Below are 20,841 nucleotides of genomic sequence, written 5' to 3' on the forward strand. Positions count from 1 at the left end.
ATTCTTTCTTTTGCTCAAAAAACTCGCAGATGTTAAATTAATTGTAAAACCAGTCTTACAAGCTGTGTAGGACGCTTAATATTTACGTATGAAAAAGTATTTGATTTATCTGATGATGGCTGCGGCTATCGTGACGTTCGGTGCTTGTTCACCCAATGAAGACTATGAACCCGAAACGCCGGGAATCGAAACTCCTGAAATGCCCGATGATGGAGAGGACGACACTCCCGAAAATCCCGATGAGCCGGAAAATCCTGAAGAACCGGGCGATGATCCCGATACTCCGAGCGGTGACAGCAAGATTCTGGTTGCCTATTTCAGTTGGGGCGGCACAACCCAACGTATGGCACAGGAAATCGTCCGTCAGACAGGAGCAGACATCTTCCGTATTGAGCCGGTAATACCTTATCCTACCGACTACACCGAATGCACGGAGGTGGCGCAGGAAGAAAAGAATGACAATGCCCGTCCTGCCATTGCCAATGAAATAGAAAACTGGGAGCAATACGATACCGTTTTTATCGGTTGTCCCGTATGGTGGTGGACGACTCCGATGATTATTTGTACCTTTGCTGAAAGCTATGATTTCGACGGAAAGACCGTCGTTCCATTCTGTACCTATGCTTCGACCTACCGTGACGAAACGTTGGCACGTATTGTGGAACTCACTCCTGATGCCGATCACTTGACGGGCGAAGGATTGACAAGCGGAAGAATCAATGAACAGAACATTTCCTCATGGCTTAAAGAGATTGGAGTAATTGAGTAATATATAATCGTAAAATTATGCACATACTTAAATATATCATTGTAATGGCAGCAATTATAGCTATGTCATGCAGCAGTACAGTACAAGCTCAAACAAAAACTGATAATAACAAGAAATCGGCAATCGTATATTTCACACATTCCGGCAACACCGAACTTGCAGCCAAGCAGATTGCTGAAGTGACGGAAGCCAGAATGATAAGGCTTTTACCGGAACAGCCCTATTCGTCTGAAGATGTCAATTGGGTAAACGAGCAGTCCCGTTGCACACAGGAACACCTCAATCAGTCGCTTCGACCGGCCATTAAACCGATTGACATTGACTTCTCAAAGGTTGATACGGTGTTTGTCGGTTTTCCCATTTGGTGGCACGAAGAACCGGCTGTAATCCGTACTTTTCTCGACAATTACGGTGAACAACTGAAAGGCAAGGTGATATTTCCTTTCTGCACATCTTACGAAAGCCCTATGTCGGAAGCCGATGCCACGCTAAAGAAAGGTTATCCTGCTTTGAAAATCAGAAAAGGGCTTCGTTTACCTGCTAAATCAGAAGAAATTAAAAAATGGATATTTCAATGAATAAAGTAACATTAAACAACGGCGTCGAAATGCCCCAGATGGGCTACGGCGTCTATCAGGTTTCGCCTGCCGAGTGCGAGTGCTGTGTAAGTGATGCCTTGAAAGTCGGTTATCGGATGATTGACACGGCACAAGCCTATCACAATGAAGAGGGTGTCGGCAATGCCGTGAAGAAAAGCGGTATCGACCGCAAAGAGATTTTTTTGGTCTCGAAAGTATGGATTTCCAACTATGGCTACGAAAAGGCGAAGGCTTCCATAGACGAGAGCCTGCGCAAGTTGCAGACGGACTACATCGACTTGATGCTTCTGCACCAGCCCTTCTGCGACCGTTACGGTGCATACCGGGCGTTGGAAGAGGCATATAAGGAAGGCAAACTGCGGGCGATCGGTGTAAGTAATTTCTATTCCGACCATTTCATCGACATCGCCAGCAACATGGATGTTGTTCCTGCCGTCAATCAGGTGGAAACCCACGTGTTTAACCAACAGATAGAACCGCAAAGAATCATGGAGGAGTTCGGTACGCGCATCATGTCGTGGGGACCGTTTGCCGAAGGTCGCAACAACTTTTTCACAAATCCCTTACTTGCAGAAATCGGTATGAAATACGGCAAAAGCGTAGCACAGGTCGCTCTGCGCTGGTTGATTCAGCGAGGCGTCATCATCATCCCAAAATCCACGCACATCGAACGTATGCGGCAGAATATAGACATCTTCGATTTCGAGCTGACAGCTGAAGATATGGCTTCTATCTCCACGCTCGACACGGGAAAAAGCCTTTTCTTCGATCATCACGATGCGGAAACCACACGAATGTTTATGGACTGGAGGTAATATATGAAAAAGAATTTAGGTAATACTCCCATAGTTGCTCCGTTGCCCGTATTGATAGTGGCAACCTACGATGAACAAGATACACCCAACGCCATGAACGTGGCATGGGGAGGGCAATGCGGTTATCATCATGTCGCGTTGAATCTCGCACTTGGGCATAAAACAACAGAGAATCTGAAACACAAAAAGGCGTTCACGTTAAGTATTGCCAATGTAGAAACATTAGTGCTTTCCGATTATTTCGGCCTTGTTTCCGGACGTAAGGAAAATAAGATTGAAAAGGCTGGGGTACACATTACCCATAGCGAATTTGTCGATGCACCCGTTATCGACGAATATCCTCTGACTCTCGAATGTAAAGTTGTAGAAATGCAAGAGGCGTTGGGAGAAATGCACGTCGTGGGAGAGGTTGTAAATGTGCAAGCAGATGAATCCATGTTGAATACACAAGGTAAAGTAGATTTAGGAAAATTACAACCCATTTCGTTTGACTCCGTATTGCGTGCTTACCGTGTACTCGGAGAAGTGGTAGGTAAAGCCTTCAAAGACGGATCAACTCTGTTGTAATGTAAAGGTTTTAATTGGTGTATTAACGTTATAGTAAAAAGGGTTGCTGATTTGGCAACCCTTTTCTTTTCAAAATCTTATCCCTTTATTTGTTCCTTTTATTGGCTCTGTAATACTGGAATAATTATGGATGTTATTAACTAAACAGTTTTCGTTATTCATGCCTTCCTTTTCTGACTCAGTTTGATTTATCTGTTCCTGTCCGTTTTCCAGTGTCGGCGGAGCCAACTCTAACTGTATCTTTCGGTCAAGGGCGGCAAGTTCCGACTTTAACCCTTTCAGTTCGTCTTCCTTGCGCCATGTCTTTCCGGCAACCTCCTGCAATACGGGCAGGTTCGTTTCGTGGGTTTCGTTCTTTGCCTTGTACTGTTCCACAATCTGCGGTATGCGTTCCAATGCGTTGAGGAAATTCATTGCCGCCGCTTTCGTATCAGCCATAGCCACCTGACCGTTGTTATACCGGTATTTGTAATGCCCCTCCACGACAAAACGGTTTTGGGTAGCCGAAACACCGTCTTTCAGTGTCGGTTCGCTGATTACATATATCGGGAAACCGTACAGTTCACCGATACGGGTATATAACCCGCCCGTCGTGGCGTTCTTGGCAATCTCCTGCAACCTTGTACCGATACTCTTCTCGTCCGTTGCCGTCAAGCCGTCCAATGTGATACGGTTTATCTTGTTGCCGTCCTTGTCAGTTTCGGCACGGGAGAGTAAGGTATCATAGTCCTCCGTCATTTTCTCAATGATTACCTTGTTGTTGGCTATCTCCGTCTGAAGACCATTCAACTTTCCTTCCGCTTCCGCCCGTGCTTTGGCAAAAGACTTCCTTTCACTCTCCAAAGCCGCAATCTTCTTCTCCAATTTCGCCTTGTCGAGCAAGTCGGTATTCCCTGACAGGATGGCCATATATTCCGAGAAGTTCATGCCGGACTTCTCATCCATAGCCCCCTCGTCAATGGTACGTGCGCCCATAGCACCGCTTTTAAGCTGACTGATGAAAGTCTGCTTGCAATGCAGCAGGTTGAACTTGTAGCTGTCAAGCGACTTCGATACGGCATAGATGATAACATCCACTTTGTTGCCCGCGAACAGCTTGGCAACCTCGTTGCCTTTCCGCACGGCACGTCCATCCCTCTGGGCAAGGTCGGACGGACGCCACGGTGTATCAAGATGATGTACCGTGACTGCCCTCTGCTGTGCGTTCACACCCGTTCCGAGCATACTCGTAGAGCCGAACAGCACCCTGACACTACCGTCGTTCATGGCACTGATGACCGCCTTTTTCGCTTTCTCCGTCTTGGTTTCCTGTATGAAGCGTATCTCATGAGCGGGAATACCGTAATCCTCTATCAGTTTCCGTTTAATCTCGCTATACACGCTCCATTGTCCCGGCTGGTAAGTCCCCAAATCCGAGAATACGAACTGTGTCCCTTTCTGTTCGTCATATCTGTGATAGTATTCGGAAATCAGTTTGGCACAATGGCTCGCCTTGTTGTCCGGATGGTCTTCGTAGTCGGGGTTTATCATTCGCATATCCAATGCCATCTTACGGGCATAGTCCGTGGCGATAAGCATCTTGGCTTTCTCTTCGGTTTCCGACAGTTTCTCCCTGCCGAGTATCGTGGCATCGCCCGACTTGGCAAACTCCATCAGCTTCTGAATGAACTCTTCCTGCTGCGGTGTAGGCGGAATGTCATGCAGTATCTCGTTCTTTTCTGGACGATCCACGCCCACATCCTCCGCCGTGCGGTAGTCCGTTATCTCATTGTAGAACATAGCCAACTCCGGCACTTTGATAAAATAGCGGAAACGTTCTTTCTGCACGATGTTGTTAGTCACATTAAATTCAAAATCGGTTGTCTTCTTGGCGAAAATTGCCGCCCACGCATCAAAGCAACGAATATCCTGCCTCTCCAACTCTTTAGGACGAAGGTACTTGAACAGCAGGTACAGTTCCGTCAGCGAGTTGCTGATGGTCGTGCCCGACAGGAATGTCGCACCCAAATCCTTCCCAGACTGTTCCTGAATGGTGCGGATGGCATAGAGCATATTGAGAGCCTTCTGGCTTCCTTCCTGATTGCCCAACCCGGCGACACGGCTGTGCCTCGTGTTGAACATCAGGTTCTTGAACTGATGGCTTTCGTCCACGAAGATATGGTCGATACCCATCTGCTTGAAGTCCGCCACATCGTCCGTGCGGTGTTCTATGGCGTATGCGACCTTTTCCAGCTTGGCGGCAAGGTTGAACTTACGCACTTCCAAGCCTTTCAGCATGGATCTTGAAATATCCTTTCCCTGCTTTTTCAGCACTTCGAGGTTTTCTTCCACCGTGTCCAACTCCGCCTGCAAGATACGCTGCTGCAATTCGGGCGACTGCGGTATCTTGCCGAACTGGTCATGCGACATGATTACACAGTCGTAGTCATTGTTCCTGATATTGTTGAAGAATTTGATACGGTTGGCGGTAGAGAAATCCTTCTCCGAGGCATAGAGTATCCTCGCATGGGGATAAGCGGTGCGGTAGCACTCCGCAATCTCAGCCACATTCGCTTTCAGACCGATAATCATCGGCTTATGCACCAGCCCCAACCGCTTCATCTCATACGCCGCCATGCACATAATCAAAGTCTTTCCCGTGCCCACCTCGTGGTCACAGATGCCGCCGCCATTCTGTTTGAGCATCCAGACACAATCCTTCTGGCTGGCATAAATCTCGTTTATGTTATACCGTCCGGAAAGGGCTTTGATGTCCAAGTCCGGAAAAGTCTGGTGCGAGCCGTCATACTGCGGACGCACATAGCAGTTGAACTTCCGGTTATACATATCCGACAGCCTTTTCTTGAACTCCGGCGACTGCGCTTCCAGCCAATCGACAAACCCGCTGCGGATTTCGTCGATTTTGGCATTGGCAAGCTGTATGGCTTCGCTGTCCCGCACCTTGATGTCATTCCCGTGGTCGTCCTTGCCGATACTCTTGTAAATATCCGGCACGGTGTTGTGCAGGGCGTGTTTCAAGAGGTTGATGCCGTCATACCGCTTGTAATATCCCTTCACGGCGAACTGCTCGTAAATCTTCATATTCCTGTGGTCGCACGACACGGTAAACTCGTCTATGCTGTCCACGTATGCGATTTTGATGTCCACCCCGTACAGGTATGACATATAGGAAGAATAGATGCCGGTGGGTATCCAACGCTCCCCGAAGTTGAAATCCAACTCTTCAAAAAGGATGGGTTCCGGTGTAGCGTCCTGCAGGGCTTTGAGCGACTCTTCGGCGGCAGGCAACATCGGATGTCCTTCTTCGTTATCCTTGTTCTCCTGCATCCAACGGGACACCGCTTCTGCCTTCTGCACCACATTCCCGGCTATGAAACGGTCTTTAATCTCGTAACATCCCTCCGTCGGGTTGTAGTAGATACGCCCCTTGAGTGCTTCGGTCAGTTCGTCTTCCGTATTGCCGCACAGCCCGCACATATACTCTAAATTCACATTCCCGTAGCGGTTGAGCGAGGATACAAGTGCCTCTTCGGGAGTGTCCACGCTTACATTCTCTTCCGTCGAGAATGATACGGGACGGCTGAAAATATCCGCCTTGACAAACAAACCGTTTTCCCCACGCTCCAGCGAAAGGATGTTCCGCCCGGAGGCATCCATCATAATCAGCGTGGCGTTCTGTTTGGCGTTGAGGTTGCCGTAACGCATCACGAACTCGTCGTAATAGGTGTTCAGGTTTTCGCGATGCCGGGTGTGTTCCGTCTGGTTTTCCGCTTCATAGACATACAGCCGTTCATAGGAGTTCCGTAACGAGATATACAAGTCCGCTTTCTCTTTCTGCAACCCTTGCAGGTCGAGCGGATGGAATGTCGCACCGTATGACGTGATGTCTTTCAGATAACCAATCTGGTAGCGTATGCCTACCGTGTTTACCCTGACAAGCGAGCCTTCTTTCAGATGCGGTTCCATGATGCCGGTGAACGGACGGGGCAGTATTTCCTCCTCGTGTTTGCGTTGTCTCTCTTCCGGCGACAAAGCCGCCTCTTCATCCCGTATCTGCTTTTCCACTTCGGCTATGCGGCGTTGATGTTCCGCCTCAAAGCCGTTTTCTATTGGGTAAACTACCTGTACCGTTTCTGTTGGAATCTTCTGCCTTGCTGCCGGTTCTTCGTCGAAGACAAGAGCCTGCTGCACTGCCTTTGCCTCCCTTGTCCGCTGCCGAAGCCGTGCCCTGCCTTCCACGCCAAGCCCCATCATCGCCTCATAAAAGCCGTTGATGGGCGGGTTTTCGTCCCAATCCAGCGAGGCATAGATGGCTTCCTGATGTGCCTCTTCTTCCGTCATCATGTCTTTGTCGGGCGGTTCTTGTCTTGTCGGTACTGTTTCGACAGGTTGGCGGCTGAATAGGCCGGATACCTCCGTCTTCTTTTTGGGGCTGACGGTACTTTTGCCATTGTTTTTGTTGCTTTTCTTTTTGAATGGCTTTGATTCCATCTGCCGCCGTTCTTCCGCCGTAAACCCGAACAGGTCGTACAGGGTCATCACGGGAGCTTCGATTTCCGGTTTCTCATCCGCATGGACAGACGGTTTTGGTTCTTCCGCTTTTTCGGGAGCCGGATTGCTTTTCACCTCTACGGTCTGTGGTTCCTGCCGCACCGTTTCTTTCACCTCTTTCAACCGAGCGTTGCGGATGTCGCCGGCATACAGCCGCATAACCAACTGCTTATGCAGGTTTTCGTCAAGCAGTTTGCGCAAGTGCTCCGCTATACCCTGTACTCCTCCTTCGTGTTCATAGACCATTGCAGGCTTGCCGTATGGGTCGGTGTCCAATTTCGATTTCGTACAGACAATCTGTTCCTGATGCTCGATGAAGTAACGCCCGATATTGACCCCGTGCAGTGTTCCCGTCTGTGCAAACAGTTTCTCGTCTTCCGTCATTCCCTCTTTACGGGTATCCTTTTGCAGAATAATCAGGTCGCTGCCCACTTCCGTGTTGGCGTTTTCTGTAAAGAGGTTGTTCGGCAGACGGATGGCGGAAACAAGTCGTGCCTCTTTCAGCATTTCAAGCCGTACCGGTTCGTTGCGAGGGGAGTTCATTACTCCCTGCGATGTAAGGAACGCCACGATGCCGCCGTCCCTTATCGTGTCGATACCTTTCAGGAAGAAATAGTTGTGTACGGCTCTCTGTGCCGTCTTGCGTGCGGGGCTGTCGCTCATGGCAAATGCAGAGTCGAAGACCGCCACCTCTCCAAACGGCACGTTGGATATGGCAAGGTCGAAAGTACCGTTGAACGGCTTTTCTATCTTTTCAAATCCCGACACCCGTATCTTGTCTTCCGGGTAGAGGTGTGAGAGAAGTCTGCCTGTCAGCAGGTCTTTCTCAAATGCCATCACCTCCGCCTGCGGCGAGTGTTCCTTGACGGACGATATGAACGCACCCATCCCCGCCGACGGTTCAAGTACCTTCGACGGGGTTACTCCGTAATCTTTCAATACGGAAACAAGCGTGTCCGTTATCTCTTTCGGGGTATAGAAAGCTGTCAGCACGGAGGCTTTCAGAGAATCCATATACCGTTTGTACTCCATGTCGCTGCCGCTGTTGTCACGGATGAGCTTATGAAGTTCCACGGTCATGGAAAACAGTTCGAGGTCTGATTTTGCCCAATGGACGGCATCCGTCAGTGCGGTGGCGGGATTGAGGATACATTTCAATCCGCCGAAACCGCAGTATTTTTCCAATACAGCACGCTCTTCGGCTGTCGCCTTGCGATGCTCTTTCTCCAACGTGAACGCCGTCCGTATCGCCTCGATGTTTCCTCTTAGTTTTTCCTTGCGGTTAAATGCCATGTTCGTCGAGGTAAACGGCTATCGTGCCGGTCAGTTCTGAATAGAGGCTGTCGTATTCCGATGACAGGGCAAAATCATCGGAAAGCGGATAACCGGAAAAAGTTTCTTTGAGTCTGGGCAATAAGGCGAGAGCCAGCCTGCGTGCCTTTTCTGCCGGTACATTCGTCCCGAACTCGTTTTCGAGAATATCAACGACGGTACGGAACTCCGAGAAATGAAGTCCTTGCAGCAGGGCTTTCATCGCCAGCTCCTGCGCTCCTTCCACGGAGTAGCCGACGAGCCGCGCCTGCTCGAAAGTGTCGGTGGCAAGGTCTTCCCTTACTGCCATGAAGTCGTTGTCGGAGGATTTGTCGGGATGGTTCTCTATGAGATATTGTTGCAGGTATAATCCGTAATAGGACAGTTCGACCTGCCGGTTCTTTTGTTTCATCTTACTTTGGATTTAGTGGAATTATTGAATTGTTGCTGAAAGCGGAGGACGAGGAAGAAAAAGGCACTCAACGTCCCCGTCGAGTGCCACCACTAAATCCATAGTAAAATAAGCGTATCGACCTTTTGAAAGGAAAACAGTTTATTCCTATGAATCAGTGGCAAAATTACTCAATTATTTTCTTTTTCTTCCCGGTCTTCCTGATTTTTCCTTCTTTTCGGGAAACTCGAAGACGGTGTTGAAATCCCCGTCAAAGGAGACGACGGCACTGAACGGTTTGCCCTGCTTGCTCTTGAAGCCGTTTAACAGTCCCGTGTGCCCGTTGGTTATCAGTTCCGTCATATCCTTGTCGGACAGGGTCTTTCCGGCAATCTGTCGGAACAGGGGCAGGGAACATGCCGGGTTGTCGCACCGCACCACCTTTCCGTAGAACTGCATACGTCCCGTACCGCATTTCGGGCAACTGCAACCGGAGTCCTTGTGCCCGAAAATTTTGTCGCAGGAGAGCAGTTCGGTTGTAATCTTGCGGGTATAGGCTTCAATATCCCTCATAAACGCTTCGGCAGGAAGTTCGCCACGCTCGATTTTGGCAAGGGTGGCTTCCCATTCTCCCGTCATCTCCACGTTGGCGATGTCCATCCCCCTGACAATGGAATAAAGGGCAAGCCCCTTTTCGGTAGGCACGAGAATCTTCTTGGAACGCACGATGTATTCACGTCGGAGCAGTGTTTCGATGATGGCGGCACGGGTGGCAGGAGTGCCGATGCCGCAATCCTTTATCGCCTGACGGACTTCCTCATCCTCTATCTCCTTGCCGGCGGTTTCCATAGCCGCCAGCAGGGTCGCTTCCGTGTGGAGCGGTTTGGGTTTGGTTTTCCCTTCCGTCAGCGAGCATCCGATAACAGGAATCTCGTCCCCTTCATTCCATTCGGGCAGCACCGTCTCTTCCTCTTTCTCACGAAGGACACCGCGCCATCCGGGTTGTCTGATGACACAACCCTTTGCAACGAACTCTTCCCCGCAGGACTCGGCTTTGATGGTAGTCATGTCCTTGATACATTTTTGCGAGAAAGCCTCCAGCATACGGGCGACAATCATTTCATAGAGGACGGTTTCCTCTTTGGCGAACAGGAGCGGCTTCACTCCGGTAGGCAGCAATGCGTGATGGTCGGTCACTTTCGTGTCGTCCACGCTTCGACGGGTGAGTTCCCGCATCTGTCCGGCAATGGCACTCCATTTAGTGTTTTCCTTCAATCCTTTCAACAGGGCAGGAATACCGGCAAACACATCTTCGGGAATATACCTGCTGCCCGTTCTCGGATAGGTGATGAGTTTCGACTCATAGAGTTTCTGGGCAATGGCGAGTGTCTGCTCTGCCGTGAAGCCATGCTTCGTGTTCGCGTCTTTCTGAAGCGAAGTAAGGTCATACAGAAGCGGTGTCTCCTGTATGGTCTCTTTGCGTTCCACGGAAAGGACGGTAGCCGTCTTGCAGTCCTTCAACCGATTATATACCTCGGCTGCTTCGGTTTTCACTTTCCATTTCTTTACGGACGAGAACTTGGCGATGCTGTCCGCGTCGCTGCCTTGTGCCGTGAAGTGGGTCTGGAACACATCTTCGGGGACAAAGCGTTTGTTTTCCCAGAAACGGGCACATACCATAGCGAGCGTGGGTGTCTGCACACGCCCCACGGAATAAGTACCCCGCCCGGCAGCAACGGTCAATGCCTGCGTACCGTTGATACCCACGAGCCAATCGGCTTCACTGCGGGATTTGGCGGCAAAATAGAGGTTGTCATACTTGCTCCCGTCTTCCAATGCCGCCAATCCTTTGCGGATGGCTTTATCGGTAAGCGAGCTGATCCAAAGACGGTCAAACGGTACGGTACAGCCGATGTAGTGGTACAGGTAACGGAATATCAGTTCTCCTTCGCGACCCGCATCCGTAGCCACGATGATACGCTCGCTGTCGTTGAACAGTCTGGTAATGACCTTTATCTGCTTCATCACCCCGCTGTCGGCTTTATAGCCTTTCTCCGTGCGTACCTGCCGGGGCACGAGAGTGAACACTTCGGGGATGACCGGCAGGTTGTCCCTGCAAAATCCTTTGATGCCGTAACCGTCAGGCAAAGCCGGCTGCACCAGATGCCCGAAAGCCCATGTCACATAATAGCCGTTTCCGTGCATATAGCCTTCTTCCGGTTTTGTCGCGCCCACGATACGGGCGATTTCACGAGCCACGCTCGGTTTTTCTGCAATGATTGTCTTCATATTCTTTTATATTTACGATGGATTTAGTGGTGTTATTTTTATAATCTCTGACCTTTGGGCTTGTTCTGCTGCCGCTGCTGCCTTTCATTGGCAGGGGCGGTCTGTCCCTGCTGCAACGGCTCCTTGACGTGCTTCGTGGCTTCGTTGGTCTTGCCCTCGTTGTTCACGGCTATCTGGGTACGGCTCTCGTTGGACGGGGCTACCTTTTGTGCCGTGTCGGGATTGTTGTCGTAACGTAACGGACGACCTTTTTCGTGGTTGAACTTGATGTATATGGTGGCGGGATTGCCCTTGTCGTCAGGCACGTTTTCCAGCCTTACGGTCTTGCCGGAAACATAGTCGGCCTTCTGCTGTTCGCTGAACTCGACTCCTTTCCATTTGCCGATGGGCTTGATGTTGCCGTTCTCATCCACCCAAGCACGACCTTTTCTTTCTCCCTGCTCCTGTCCTTGCCGGTTTTCCTGCGGCTTGTTTTCCTGCGGCTTGTTTTCCTGTTGTCCGTTCCGTTGCCCGTTTCTTTGCCCTTGCCGCTCTCCCTGCCAGATACGTGCGTTTCGCGGCACGAACTCCACGCCTTTGTCTATGGCACTGACTTGCAGTATGGCGGGGAACTTGCGTCCGTTTGCAAGCTCGATTTCCTTGCGGACATAACCTCCGCTCCTGAGCAGTGCCTGTTCCGTTTCGCTGATTTCGGTCTTGCCGATCTTGTCCGTGATGCGTACCTTGTTTGCCGGCACGTCCTCAATCTTGTTCGTAAAGCGGTCGATGCTGATAAAGGAGGGGATAATTTCTCCCGTTTCCTTGTCCACCAAGTCCACGACACGACCGAGGTTGCCTGTCTGTTGGAGTGCTTTCTTTTCTTCGTCCGTGAAGGTGTGTCCCTTGTGCGGTTCATCCAGCCGGGCTTCCTTTCGCACGAAGTCGGGAACAAAATCCACGCTGCCGTCCGGCAGCCTTTTGAGTTCCAGACGTGCGCCGAGTTCCTGCCTTTCGCCCAAGACCTCCACACGCACCGTCAGAGGTTCGGATTTCCGGTAGTTGAGCATCTTGTCCAGACTTTTGGACGCCACAAGGTCGTCACGGGTCAGTCCGTACTGCGCCTCGAACTTGTTCCAATCAATTTTACTCTCGTCAATGGGCTGATAGCCTCTTTTTTCCGCCGGGGTCTCCTGACCGTTTTCCGGCTGTACTTTCTGTTCCTGCATATTCTCTTCGTTTGGGGTTTGTTGATTATGATTGTCTTGCTTCTCTTCTTCCGATACTGCCCGTACATATTCCGAAGTGTCCACCTTGTGCGGGGCGAGCAGTTCCGCATTGACGACGGGGTCTTTCAGAAGTTCCTTCATCGCGTCGATGAGCTTGTCCGCCTGTTCCGCCGCAATCCGGTAGAAGCCGAAGCGGTAAGGCTCTTTGCACTGTCGGTAGAAGTTCTTGAAGAAGTTGTCTATGACATCGCCGTGCCGGTCAAATGTCATGAAGTCTTTGGTGTTCTCCGCTTTGGCGGGGACCCGTTTGGGAGTGCCGTCCGCGTTCAGCCCGGCGACAACGCTGATTTCGCCCGTCTTCTCGTCACGGACAATCAGCACATCCCTTTCATTTGTCTTTTTTGCCATACTGGTCTATTTTTTAAGTGATACATTGATACGGGCTTTGAACTGCCCGATGTTTTCTTTTTGAAAGTCCTTCATGTACTTGGCTATGAAGTCCAGCACATCGGATTCCTTGTAGTAGGTCTTGTGCCAGAGCAGGTGGTAGGCAAGCGCACCGTTGCTGCGGTAGCGTTGCAGGGAACGCTTGCTTACCTGAAGCAGCAGGCACAAATCCTGATTGTCAAACAGCCGCTCGCCGTCCAAGAGCTTGACCTCCTTCAAATCCGTGGGAGCGTTGCTGCCTGTCAGTGAGGCGATGAGCCGCTCGTGCCTGTCAAGGCGGTCGAAGACCTGCCGCATGAACTCCCGGAATGTTTCCTTGTCCAGTGTATCCATAGGCTTTACTTGTCGGTTTCATGGTTACGGGGCTTGCCGTTCATACGCGCCTTGTAGTTGTGCTTGAATTCTTCCAGCCTTTCGGGGTTGCCGATGATGAGACCGTCACGGACAAAGCGTTCCACCTCTTTGAGATGGTAGCGGCAGTTGTGCCCGACAACGGAGTAGGCGATACGTCCGGCATCACGCATACGTTGCAGGGTGCGTTGGCTGACATTGAGCATTGCCATCACCTGACGGGTCGTGAGCCACACATTTGTCTCTTTCGTCTGTTCTTCTTTCTGCTTTTCCTGTTTCTCGATGTAGGAGGATATTTTTTCAATCCGTCCGATCAGTTCCTTGTAGGCGGAACTTTCCAATGTTACGATTTCCATACGCTTTATTTTTGATTACGGTGCAAAATTCCGAAGAAGTCGGCAAGCGGGCTCGGTAGGTACGCATACGGTACGTGAGGTTTTCTTTTCCGCTGTCTCCGTTGGCTTGCCGTGACTGTGCCAAAGACAGCCGCGAGGCGGGAAACGGACACGGCAGCCCGGCTCACATCGTACTTTTGCGCAAAACTCAAAATCTGAAAATATGGAAGTAGTGATTATCGAAAAGAAGGCTTTCGAGGCGTTGCTCGCGGATGTGGCAACGCTTATGGAGAAAGTGAACGTGCTGTCGCGCAAATGCAATGACAGGCGGTTGTCAAACTGGCTGGACGGGGAAGACGTGTGCCGTATGCTGCGCATCAGTCCCCGTACCTTGCAGACCCTGCGGGACAACAGGCTGATAGCCTGTTCACAAATCAACAGGAAGTTCTTTTACAAGCCGGAAGAGGTAGAGAGGATTTTACCGTTGGTGGGCTGTTACCGACCCAAGAACGAGACATAGACAGAACAATATAAACCCACTAAATCCGAAGTAATATGAATGAGAATGTATTGACAGCGGAAAGCGAGCCATTGGCAACGCTTCTGCAAGGCATCAGAAAAACTGTAAAGAAGGCGGTCAGACTGACCGCTGAATACCGTCCGCCACTGAACGGGGAACGCTACCTGACGGACAAGGAGGTGGCAGAACGGCTGAAAGTAAGCCGCCGGACATTGCAGGAATACCGCAATGCAAGATTGCTGCCTTTCATTGTATTCGGTGGCAAAGTCCTCTATAAAGAGTACGACATCGAAAGGCTGCTGGAAGAAAACTACCGCAAGGCGATACGGTAAGACAAAGGCGGGCAACTTTGTAGGGTTGTCCGCCTTTGTTATGCTCCGGCTTAACATGTGAAACCGCTTCTCAAATGCAGGAAAATGGGCGGTTGTTCCTTTGCCTCCGCCGTCGCTTTCCGTACCAGCCATTTGCGGAACAAGGCTGTATAGTAAGTGTTGAAACGATAGGCAAGAGGAACGATAAGTTCCATATTGAACACATCGAGGTTTACACGCCCGTCGATACGGACGGTACGGCATACCTCGTAGTCGTTCAGAATGTCCGTTTTCAAAATACCCCGTATGGCATTGTTTACCGATGCCGCCGTAACATTGAAAAGATCGGCGATTTCTGTCGCACTCATCCAGATATTATTGCCGGTTATGGAAACCCGGTTTTCGCTTATGATAATCTTGTCTCTTTTCATGGCTGCAATTCTAAATCGTTTGACAGATGAATTTTTCTATCAACTCAATCTTGTGGGACAGAAGTTCCATATCCCTGCTGATTTTCTCTCCCGTGATTTTGGCGTATATCTGGGTAGTCCTTATGCTTCTGTGACCAAGCATTTTGGACAATGTTTCAATAGGCACGTCGTTGGAGAGGCAGATGGTCGTGGCATAGCTGTGACGGCTCATGTGCCAAGTTACGTTCTTCTCTATTCCGCATTTTTTTGCTATCACTTTAATGCCGTTCTTGCAGTTCGGATAGCAGGGCACGGGCAGCAATTTGTCTCCTTCCGCCATACCTTCGTATTTTGCAATGATACGGAGAGGGACATCCAACAGCCGAATATCACTTTCGACTCCCGTTTTCTGGCGGTTGGTCTTTATCCACAGATGCCCGTCGAAAGAGGTCTGCAAATTCGCTTTGGTAAGGTTATACATATCCACGAATGTCAACCCCGTGAAGGTGCAGAAGATGAACAGGTCACGGATGAGTTCATAGCTCTTCTTCTTGAACTTGCCGTTTATCAGCATGGCTATTTCCTCTTTGCTTAGAAAGCCTCTTTTGGTCGGTTCCGGACTGATACTGTATGCGTAGAACGGGTCACGCTGTAACCAGCCGTTGTTGATGGACAGATAGACCATACGTTTCAAAGGCATCATATACGACCAAATGGTGTTGGTGCAGTGGTGTTTCTCTATACGGAGAAACAGCTCGAAGTCCGTGATGAAAGCCGGAGTCAGCTCTTTCAATGCAATGTCGCTCATCTTGTACCGGGACTTGATGTATTCCTCCAGATGGTTGTACACTGTGCAGTATTTCCAATAACTACGCACGCTTTTCATCTTGCCGACCTGCTTTTCGTAATCTTCGTTATGCTGACGGAACACGGCAAGGAGCGTCTTGTGGTTTTGTCCCATGCCCAAGAAGGCATTGCGTACTTTCTCTGCGGTGACATAATTGTCCTTATCGCAAATTTCCTGATAGGCTTTCGTTACACCTACACGAATCTTGTCTAACACGCGGTTAGCCTCTTGTGCCGCGAGGCTCTTGCCGGACATTTTTCCGGACTGCACGTTCCATAATTTTTCCTCCACATCCAGCTTGCAACTGAATTGGGATATTTTGCCATTCACGGTGATACGGCACATTACCGGTACAAGCCCGCTTTTCTTCGGGGCGTTGCGTTTGAGGTAAAACAGAATTTTGAATGTCGATCTCATACTCTACAATTTTTTTTGGTTACAAAATTATTCCTTGTAGAGCTGTCTGTCGATACGCAAAACATAGCCAATCGCCGCAATCAAATCCGGCAGTATTCTTTTTTCAGAATTTATTTGCCATATACCTGAATTTGAAGTATATTCGCAGTGCTTTTCTGCCGTATTCACCACCAAAATCCATCTAAAACGAAAGTAACGGGATAGTAACTGAACTCCGGTTTTACTTGGCTTTTTTCAAGTTTTCAATGGCTTCACTACTTCACCTCCAACTTTCCGTAAATCACTCACTTGCAATTATTTCTCTGCGTTTTTCTCTCCGTCTCAGTTATTTTTACTATCTTTACTTTGGACAGCAAAGATACAATAAACTTTCCCAACAACGAAAGTGCCGCACAAGTTCATTGGCAAAATGAGATCATCCCGATCATTTAAAAAAATCATCGGGATGTTTTCAGAAAATGATCGGGATGATTTGTCGAAATGGTAATTCGCATAATAACAAAGTAGGAATTATTATAGAAAAGTTTATATCTTCGCAGTGAATTAATAACTAATAATTAAAAATTCATGAAAAAAAGAAGTTTAACACTATTATTAGCAACTACATTAGCAAGTAGTGTATTATTCTCATCCTGTATCGGTTCCTTCGGTTTGACCAACAAACTTTTAACATGGAACAGAAACATAGACAGCAAGTTCGTTAACGAACTTGTATTTATTGCATTCTGGATTGTTCCGGTATATGAAATCTCTGCATTGGCGGATGTATTGGTAATTAACTCTATTGAGTTCTGGAGCGGTGATAATCCTGTTGCAGACGTCGGTTCCGTAAAAACGGTTGACACCAAAGACGGAGTATATACCGTTGAAACAAAGAATGACGGTTATCATATCCAGAAAGAAGGAGAAGAAAAAGCCGTAGACCTTGTTTTCGACAAAGCAGACAAAACATGGAGTGTTGAAGCAAACGGAGAAACAACCAAGTTACTTAAGTTTGAAAACAATGACGAAGTGGTTATGTATCTGCCGGACGGAAAAGAAATGAATGTAGAACTAAACCAAGCCGGCGTACTTGCTTTCCAGCAAGTTGCTAACGGGTATTCTTACTATGCCGCAAGATAATTAACAATCGGGAGGTTGTGTCAAAACGATATTACCGGACGCAATTCCGACTTTTGACACACCTTCTCAATTTTCAGTCTGCTAATCTAAATATAACAACATGAAACGCAAGCACAAGAAGAAATTACTTTCCAGTCTATTCGGCTGTTTATTGTCAGTAGTTTTGCTGACCAATACGGCAAAAGCCCAACAAATCAAACCTTATTGGCAAGATATTCAAGCAGTTGCTATAAACAAAGAACTGCCACGTACATCTTTTATGACTTATCCCGACCGGACAACTGCTTTAACCGGACAATACGAAAAAAGTCCATATTACTCTTTGTTAAACGGTACATGGAAATTCTATTTTGCAGACTCTTACAAAGATTTACCCGCAGACATAACAGATCCTTCCATAAACACAGCAACCTGGGAAAATATACAAGTTCCAGGTAATTGGGAACTACAGGGACACGGCGTTGCAATCTATACCAACCACGGATACGAATTCAAACCCCGTAATCCTCAACCGCCATTATTGCCGGAAGAGAATCCGGTAGGTATTTACCGCCGGGATATAAATATTCCGGCAGGATGGGAAAAACGTGACATTTATTTGCAACTGGCAGGAGCAAAATCCGGCGTATATGTTTATATAAACGGAAAGGAAGTGGGCTACAGTGAAGACTCAAAGAATCCTGCGGAGTTTCTCATCAATCCCTATTTGCAACCGGGGAAGAATGTTCTTACCCTGAAAATTTACCGGTGGAGCACCGGTTCTTATCTGGAATGTCAGGACTTTTGGCGCATGAGCGGTATAGAAAGAGATGTATTTTTATGGTCCCAGCCAAAAGCCGGCATTCATGATTTCCGCGTTATATCTACGTTAGACGATAGTTATACAAACGGAATCTTCAAGCTTGCCATCGATCTGAAAAACAACACAAAGGAAGCAAAAAATCTGAATATAGATTACGAACTTCTGGATGCTGACCAAAAAGTAATCGCATCAGCAACCAAAACAATCTGGGTTAGCAATCCAAATATGCAGACTGTCTCTTTTGAGGCCAACCTGAAACAGGTAAACAAATGGAGCGCCGAACACCCAAACCTATATAAACTATTAATGACCGTAAAGGATGGTAATAAAGTATTGGAAGTTGTACCCTTCCATGTCGGATTCCGTCGTTTCGAAATGAAACAAACCGAACAACTGGCCGGCAATGGGAAACCGTACAACGTGCTTTTATTTAATGGACAACCTGTTAAGTTCAAAGGTGTAAACATCCATGAACATAACCCGGAGACCGGACACTATATGACTGAAGAGCTAATGCGCAAAGATTTTGAACTGATGAAACAAAACAACCTGAATGCCGTCAGACTTTGCCATTATCCGCAAGACCGCCGCTTTTACGAACTATGCGACGAATATGGCTTATATGTTTACGACGAAGCCAATATCGAGTCACACGGTATGTATTACAGCTTGAGTAAAGGAGGTTCTCTGGGAAATAATCCGGAATGGCTGGTTCCTCACATGGATCGTACACAAAACATGTATGAACGCAACAAAAATTACCCATCCGTCACCTTCTGGTCGCTTGGTAATGAAGCCGGCAACGGTTACAACTTTTACCAGACCTATCTCTATATAAAAAACAAAGAAAAGAACGGCATGAATCGTCCTGTAAACTACGAACGTGCTTTGTGGGAATGGAATACCGATATGTACGTTCCGCAATATCCGAGTGCCGAATGGCTGGAAGAAATCGGGAAAAAGGGAAGCGACCGCCCGGTTGTACCTTCCGAATACGCGCATGCTATGGGTAACTCTACCGGCAACCTGAATGCCCAGTGGGAAGCCATCTACAAATACCCCAACCTGCAAGGCGGATTTATCTGGGACTGGGTGGATCAAGGTATTCTGCAAAAAGATAAGAACGGACGCGAGTTCTGGGCTTACGGAGGAGACTTTGGCGTAAATGCCCCAAGCGACGGAAACTTCTTATGCAACGGATTGGTAAATCCTGACCGCAACCCGCATCCTGCCATGCAGGAGGTAAAGTATGCGCACCAGAACATAGGCTTTGAAATGCTGGACGCTTCAAACGGCAAATTCCGTGCAACCAACCGTTTTTATTTCACAGACCTGAAAGACTATCAGATAAGTTATACATTGACTGAGAACGGAAAAATAATTAAATCCGGTAAATTCTACCCCGAAATATTCCCTCCTCAGACAACCCGCGATTATACGGTTCCTGTAAACGGGTTGAAAGCACAACCGGGAGTAGAATACTTTGTAAACTTTAAAGTTACCACTACAAAACCGGACAAGTTGATTCCTGCCGGATTCGAAATTGCATCCGACCAATTCCAATTGCCTATCTTTGCAGAAAAGAAAGTATATAAGACTACAGGTCCTAAACTAAGTACGTCTACAAATGGAGAGCTACTGAAAGTATCTTCATCCAAAGTAAACTTTATATTCGATAAGAAAAGTGGAATCGTTACTTCCTACAAAGTAAACGGAACGGAATATTTCGACAAAGGTTTTGGTATACAGCCCAATTTCTGGCGTGCCCCTACCGACAATGATTACGGCAATGGTCAACCTAAGCGCGAACAAATCTGGAAACAGAGTAGTAAAAACTTCAATGTTACCGATGCCACAGCCGATATTATCGACGGCAATGCTATCGTTAGCGTGAATTACCTTTTACCTGCAGGAAACCTCTATATTGTTTCTTATAAAATATATCCCAGCGGAGTAATCAACGTAACTGCACGGTTCACTTCCACAGATATGGATGCTACAAAAACCGAAGTTTCCGAAGCTACAAAGATGGCAACCTTTACACCCGGACAAGATGCAGCACGCAGGGAGTCATCCAAGTTGAATGTACCCCGTATCGGTATACGCTTCCGTTTACCGGCGAATATGGAACAACTAACATTTTTCGGCCGTGGTCCTAAAGAAAACTATTGGGATCGCAAAGCTGGTTATCCTGTCGGCCTATACAGCAGTACGGCTACGGATGAGTACTATCCATACGTACGTCCTCAGGAAAACGGACATCACACCGATACACGCTGGCTGGCTCTCACGGAAGGCAAAGGCAATGGATTACTGATTGAGGCCGACAGCAACGGGCTGATAGAGTTTAATGCCTTACGCAATTCTATTGAGGACTTTGACGACGAAGAGCAAACAAACCTGCCCCGTCAATGGAATAATTTTACGCCGGAAGCAATAGCTAACCACGACGAAGAAGCAGCTAAAAACGTACTTCGCCGCCAACATCACGTTAACCATATTACACCACGCAACTTTGTGGAAGTATGTGTAGACATGAAACAACAAGGCCTTGCCGGCTACGACAGTTGGGGCGATCGCCCGCTGCCACAGCATACTTTGCCTGCCAATCGTGAATATAACTGGGGATTCACATTAATCCCTGTTAACAGCATAGCGAGCATACAGAGCAAAACCGGACATAGTTACTAGCAAATCATCCTGACTAAAAAACGAAAGCAGGGTAACCGGAAACTGATTTCCGGTTACCCTGCTCTTTTATTCCAAAACACAAGACTCTAGA

At 48.3% G+C, this 20,841-nt stretch carries 16 protein-coding genes; 8 read left to right on the forward strand and 8 right to left on the reverse strand.

What is annotated here, in order from left to right; genetic code table 11:
* Window positions 1–88: 88 nt before the first annotated feature.
* From C4S38_RS05735 to C4S38_RS05750, 4 genes are read left to right on the forward strand one after another with little or no spacing between them, the layout of a single operon-like run.
* Window positions 89–769, forward strand: coding sequence for a flavodoxin (locus C4S38_RS05735; protein WP_103982926.1), 681 nt, complete (start codon window positions 89–91; stop codon window positions 767–769).
* 44 nt (window positions 770–813) lie between these two features.
* Window positions 814–1,347 (forward strand): flavodoxin, encoded by a 534-nt coding sequence (locus C4S38_RS05740; protein ID WP_234999299.1) that lies wholly within the window; start codon window positions 814–816, stop codon window positions 1,345–1,347.
* On the forward strand, window positions 1,344–2,183 hold the full coding sequence (locus tag C4S38_RS05745) for an aldo/keto reductase (protein WP_103982928.1): 840 nt from the start codon (window positions 1,344–1,346) through the stop codon (window positions 2,181–2,183). Before C4S38_RS05740 ends, C4S38_RS05745 begins: the two co-directional genes overlap by 4 nt.
* Window positions 2,184–2,186: 3 nt before the next feature.
* Window positions 2,187–2,750: a flavin reductase family protein gene (locus tag C4S38_RS05750; protein WP_103982929.1), complete on the forward strand. Its 564-nt coding sequence runs from the start codon at window positions 2,187–2,189 to the stop codon at window positions 2,748–2,750.
* 69 nt (window positions 2,751–2,819) lie between these two features.
* Here C4S38_RS05750 and C4S38_RS15915 read toward each other — a convergent pair whose 3' ends face one another.
* The 6 genes from C4S38_RS15915 to C4S38_RS05785 all read right to left on the reverse strand — a co-directional run bounded on the left by C4S38_RS15915 (window position 2,820) and on the right by C4S38_RS05785 (window position 13,651).
* A complete protein-coding gene (locus C4S38_RS15915) occupies window positions 2,820–8,594 on the reverse strand; it encodes an N-6 DNA methylase (protein WP_200817942.1) in 5,775 nt (1,924 codons plus the stop codon).
* A complete protein-coding gene (locus tag C4S38_RS05765) occupies window positions 8,584–9,024 on the reverse strand; it encodes a DUF1896 family protein (RefSeq protein ID WP_103982931.1) in 441 nt (146 codons plus the stop codon). Before C4S38_RS05765 ends, C4S38_RS15915 begins: the two co-directional genes overlap by 11 nt.
* A gap of 174 nt (window positions 9,025–9,198) precedes the next feature.
* Window positions 9,199–11,292 (reverse strand): type IA DNA topoisomerase, encoded by a 2,094-nt coding sequence (locus tag C4S38_RS05770; protein WP_103982932.1) that lies wholly within the window; start codon window positions 11,290–11,292, stop codon window positions 9,199–9,201.
* Window positions 11,293–11,330: 38 nt separating this feature from the next.
* The gene (locus C4S38_RS05775; protein ID WP_103982933.1) at window positions 11,331–12,905 is read right to left on the reverse strand and encodes a DUF4099 domain-containing protein; all 1,575 of its coding nucleotides are present in this window, start codon (window positions 12,903–12,905) and stop codon (window positions 11,331–11,333) included.
* 6 nt (window positions 12,906–12,911) lie between these two features.
* Entirely contained in the window at window positions 12,912–13,277 is a 366-nt protein-coding gene (locus C4S38_RS05780; protein ID WP_008617930.1) for a helix-turn-helix domain-containing protein, read from the reverse strand.
* Window positions 13,278–13,282: 5 nt separating this feature from the next.
* On the reverse strand, window positions 13,283–13,651 hold the full coding sequence (locus C4S38_RS05785) for a helix-turn-helix domain-containing protein (protein WP_103982934.1): 369 nt from the start codon (window positions 13,649–13,651) through the stop codon (window positions 13,283–13,285).
* Window positions 13,652–13,853: 202 nt separating this feature from the next.
* Between C4S38_RS05785 and C4S38_RS05790 the strand changes: the two genes are divergently transcribed.
* Window positions 13,854–14,150 carry a helix-turn-helix domain-containing protein gene (locus C4S38_RS05790; RefSeq protein WP_103982935.1) on the forward strand — a complete coding sequence of 99 codons (297 nt, stop codon included), beginning with the start codon at window positions 13,854–13,856 and terminating at the stop codon, window positions 14,148–14,150.
* Window positions 14,151–14,185: 35 nt separating this feature from the next.
* The gene (locus tag C4S38_RS05795) at window positions 14,186–14,482 is read left to right on the forward strand and encodes a helix-turn-helix domain-containing protein (protein ID WP_103982936.1); all 297 of its coding nucleotides are present in this window, start codon (window positions 14,186–14,188) and stop codon (window positions 14,480–14,482) included.
* A 50-nt stretch (window positions 14,483–14,532) separates the two neighbouring features.
* Here the strand turns inward: C4S38_RS05795 and C4S38_RS05800 are convergent, their stop codons facing one another.
* A complete protein-coding gene (locus C4S38_RS05800; protein ID WP_103982937.1) occupies window positions 14,533–14,892 on the reverse strand; it encodes a hypothetical protein in 360 nt (119 codons plus the stop codon).
* A gap of 10 nt (window positions 14,893–14,902) precedes the next feature.
* Entirely contained in the window at window positions 14,903–16,135 is a 1,233-nt protein-coding gene (locus C4S38_RS05805; protein ID WP_103982938.1) for a site-specific integrase, read from the reverse strand.
* Window positions 16,136–16,702: 567 nt separating this feature from the next.
* Here C4S38_RS05805 and C4S38_RS05810 point away from each other — a divergent pair.
* Together C4S38_RS05810 and C4S38_RS05815 are read left to right on the forward strand one after the other, a co-directional pair.
* On the forward strand, window positions 16,703–17,257 hold the full coding sequence (locus C4S38_RS05810) for a DUF3332 domain-containing protein (RefSeq protein WP_099463220.1): 555 nt from the start codon (window positions 16,703–16,705) through the stop codon (window positions 17,255–17,257).
* Window positions 17,258–17,357: 100 nt separating this feature from the next.
* Window positions 17,358–20,750 carry a glycoside hydrolase family 2 TIM barrel-domain containing protein gene (locus C4S38_RS05815; RefSeq protein ID WP_103982939.1) on the forward strand — a complete coding sequence of 1,131 codons (3,393 nt, stop codon included), beginning with the start codon at window positions 17,358–17,360 and terminating at the stop codon, window positions 20,748–20,750.
* The last annotated feature ends 91 nt before the right edge of the window (window positions 20,751–20,841 follow it).

The sequence above is a fragment of the Parabacteroides chinchillae genome (assembly GCF_900108035.1).
In the GTDB taxonomy this organism is placed as follows: domain Bacteria; phylum Bacteroidota; class Bacteroidia; order Bacteroidales; family Tannerellaceae; genus Parabacteroides; species Parabacteroides chinchillae.

Excerpts from the sequence above, each read along its gene's own strand:
- C4S38_RS05735 (WP_103982926.1), top strand. The coding sequence starts at position 89 with ATGAAAAAGTATTTGATTTATCTGATGATGGCTGCGGCTATCGTGACG.
- C4S38_RS05740 (WP_234999299.1), top strand. The coding sequence starts at position 814 with ATGGCAGCAATTATAGCTATGTCATGCAGCAGTACAGTACAAGCTCAA.
- C4S38_RS05745 (WP_103982928.1), top strand. The coding sequence starts at position 1,344 with ATGAATAAAGTAACATTAAACAACGGCGTCGAAATGCCCCAGATGGGC.
- C4S38_RS05750 (WP_103982929.1), top strand. The coding sequence starts at position 2,187 with ATGAAAAAGAATTTAGGTAATACTCCCATAGTTGCTCCGTTGCCCGTA.
- C4S38_RS15915 (WP_200817942.1), bottom strand. The coding sequence starts at position 8,594 with ATGGCATTTAACCGCAAGGAAAAACTAAGAGGAAACATCGAGGCGATA.
- C4S38_RS05765 (WP_103982931.1), bottom strand. The coding sequence starts at position 9,024 with ATGAAACAAAAGAACCGGCAGGTCGAACTGTCCTATTACGGATTATAC.
- C4S38_RS05770 (WP_103982932.1), bottom strand. The coding sequence starts at position 11,292 with ATGAAGACAATCATTGCAGAAAAACCGAGCGTGGCTCGTGAAATCGCC.
- C4S38_RS05775 (WP_103982933.1), bottom strand. The coding sequence starts at position 12,905 with ATGGCAAAAAAGACAAATGAAAGGGATGTGCTGATTGTCCGTGACGAG.
- C4S38_RS05780 (WP_008617930.1), bottom strand. The coding sequence starts at position 13,277 with ATGGATACACTGGACAAGGAAACATTCCGGGAGTTCATGCGGCAGGTC.
- C4S38_RS05785 (WP_103982934.1), bottom strand. The coding sequence starts at position 13,651 with ATGGAAATCGTAACATTGGAAAGTTCCGCCTACAAGGAACTGATCGGA.
- C4S38_RS05790 (WP_103982935.1), top strand. The coding sequence starts at position 13,854 with ATGGAAGTAGTGATTATCGAAAAGAAGGCTTTCGAGGCGTTGCTCGCG.
- C4S38_RS05795 (WP_103982936.1), top strand. The coding sequence starts at position 14,186 with ATGAATGAGAATGTATTGACAGCGGAAAGCGAGCCATTGGCAACGCTT.
- C4S38_RS05800 (WP_103982937.1), bottom strand. The coding sequence starts at position 14,892 with ATGAAAAGAGACAAGATTATCATAAGCGAAAACCGGGTTTCCATAACC.
- C4S38_RS05805 (WP_103982938.1), bottom strand. The coding sequence starts at position 16,135 with ATGAGATCGACATTCAAAATTCTGTTTTACCTCAAACGCAACGCCCCG.
- C4S38_RS05810 (WP_099463220.1), top strand. The coding sequence starts at position 16,703 with ATGAAAAAAAGAAGTTTAACACTATTATTAGCAACTACATTAGCAAGT.
- C4S38_RS05815 (WP_103982939.1), top strand. The coding sequence starts at position 17,358 with ATGAAACGCAAGCACAAGAAGAAATTACTTTCCAGTCTATTCGGCTGT.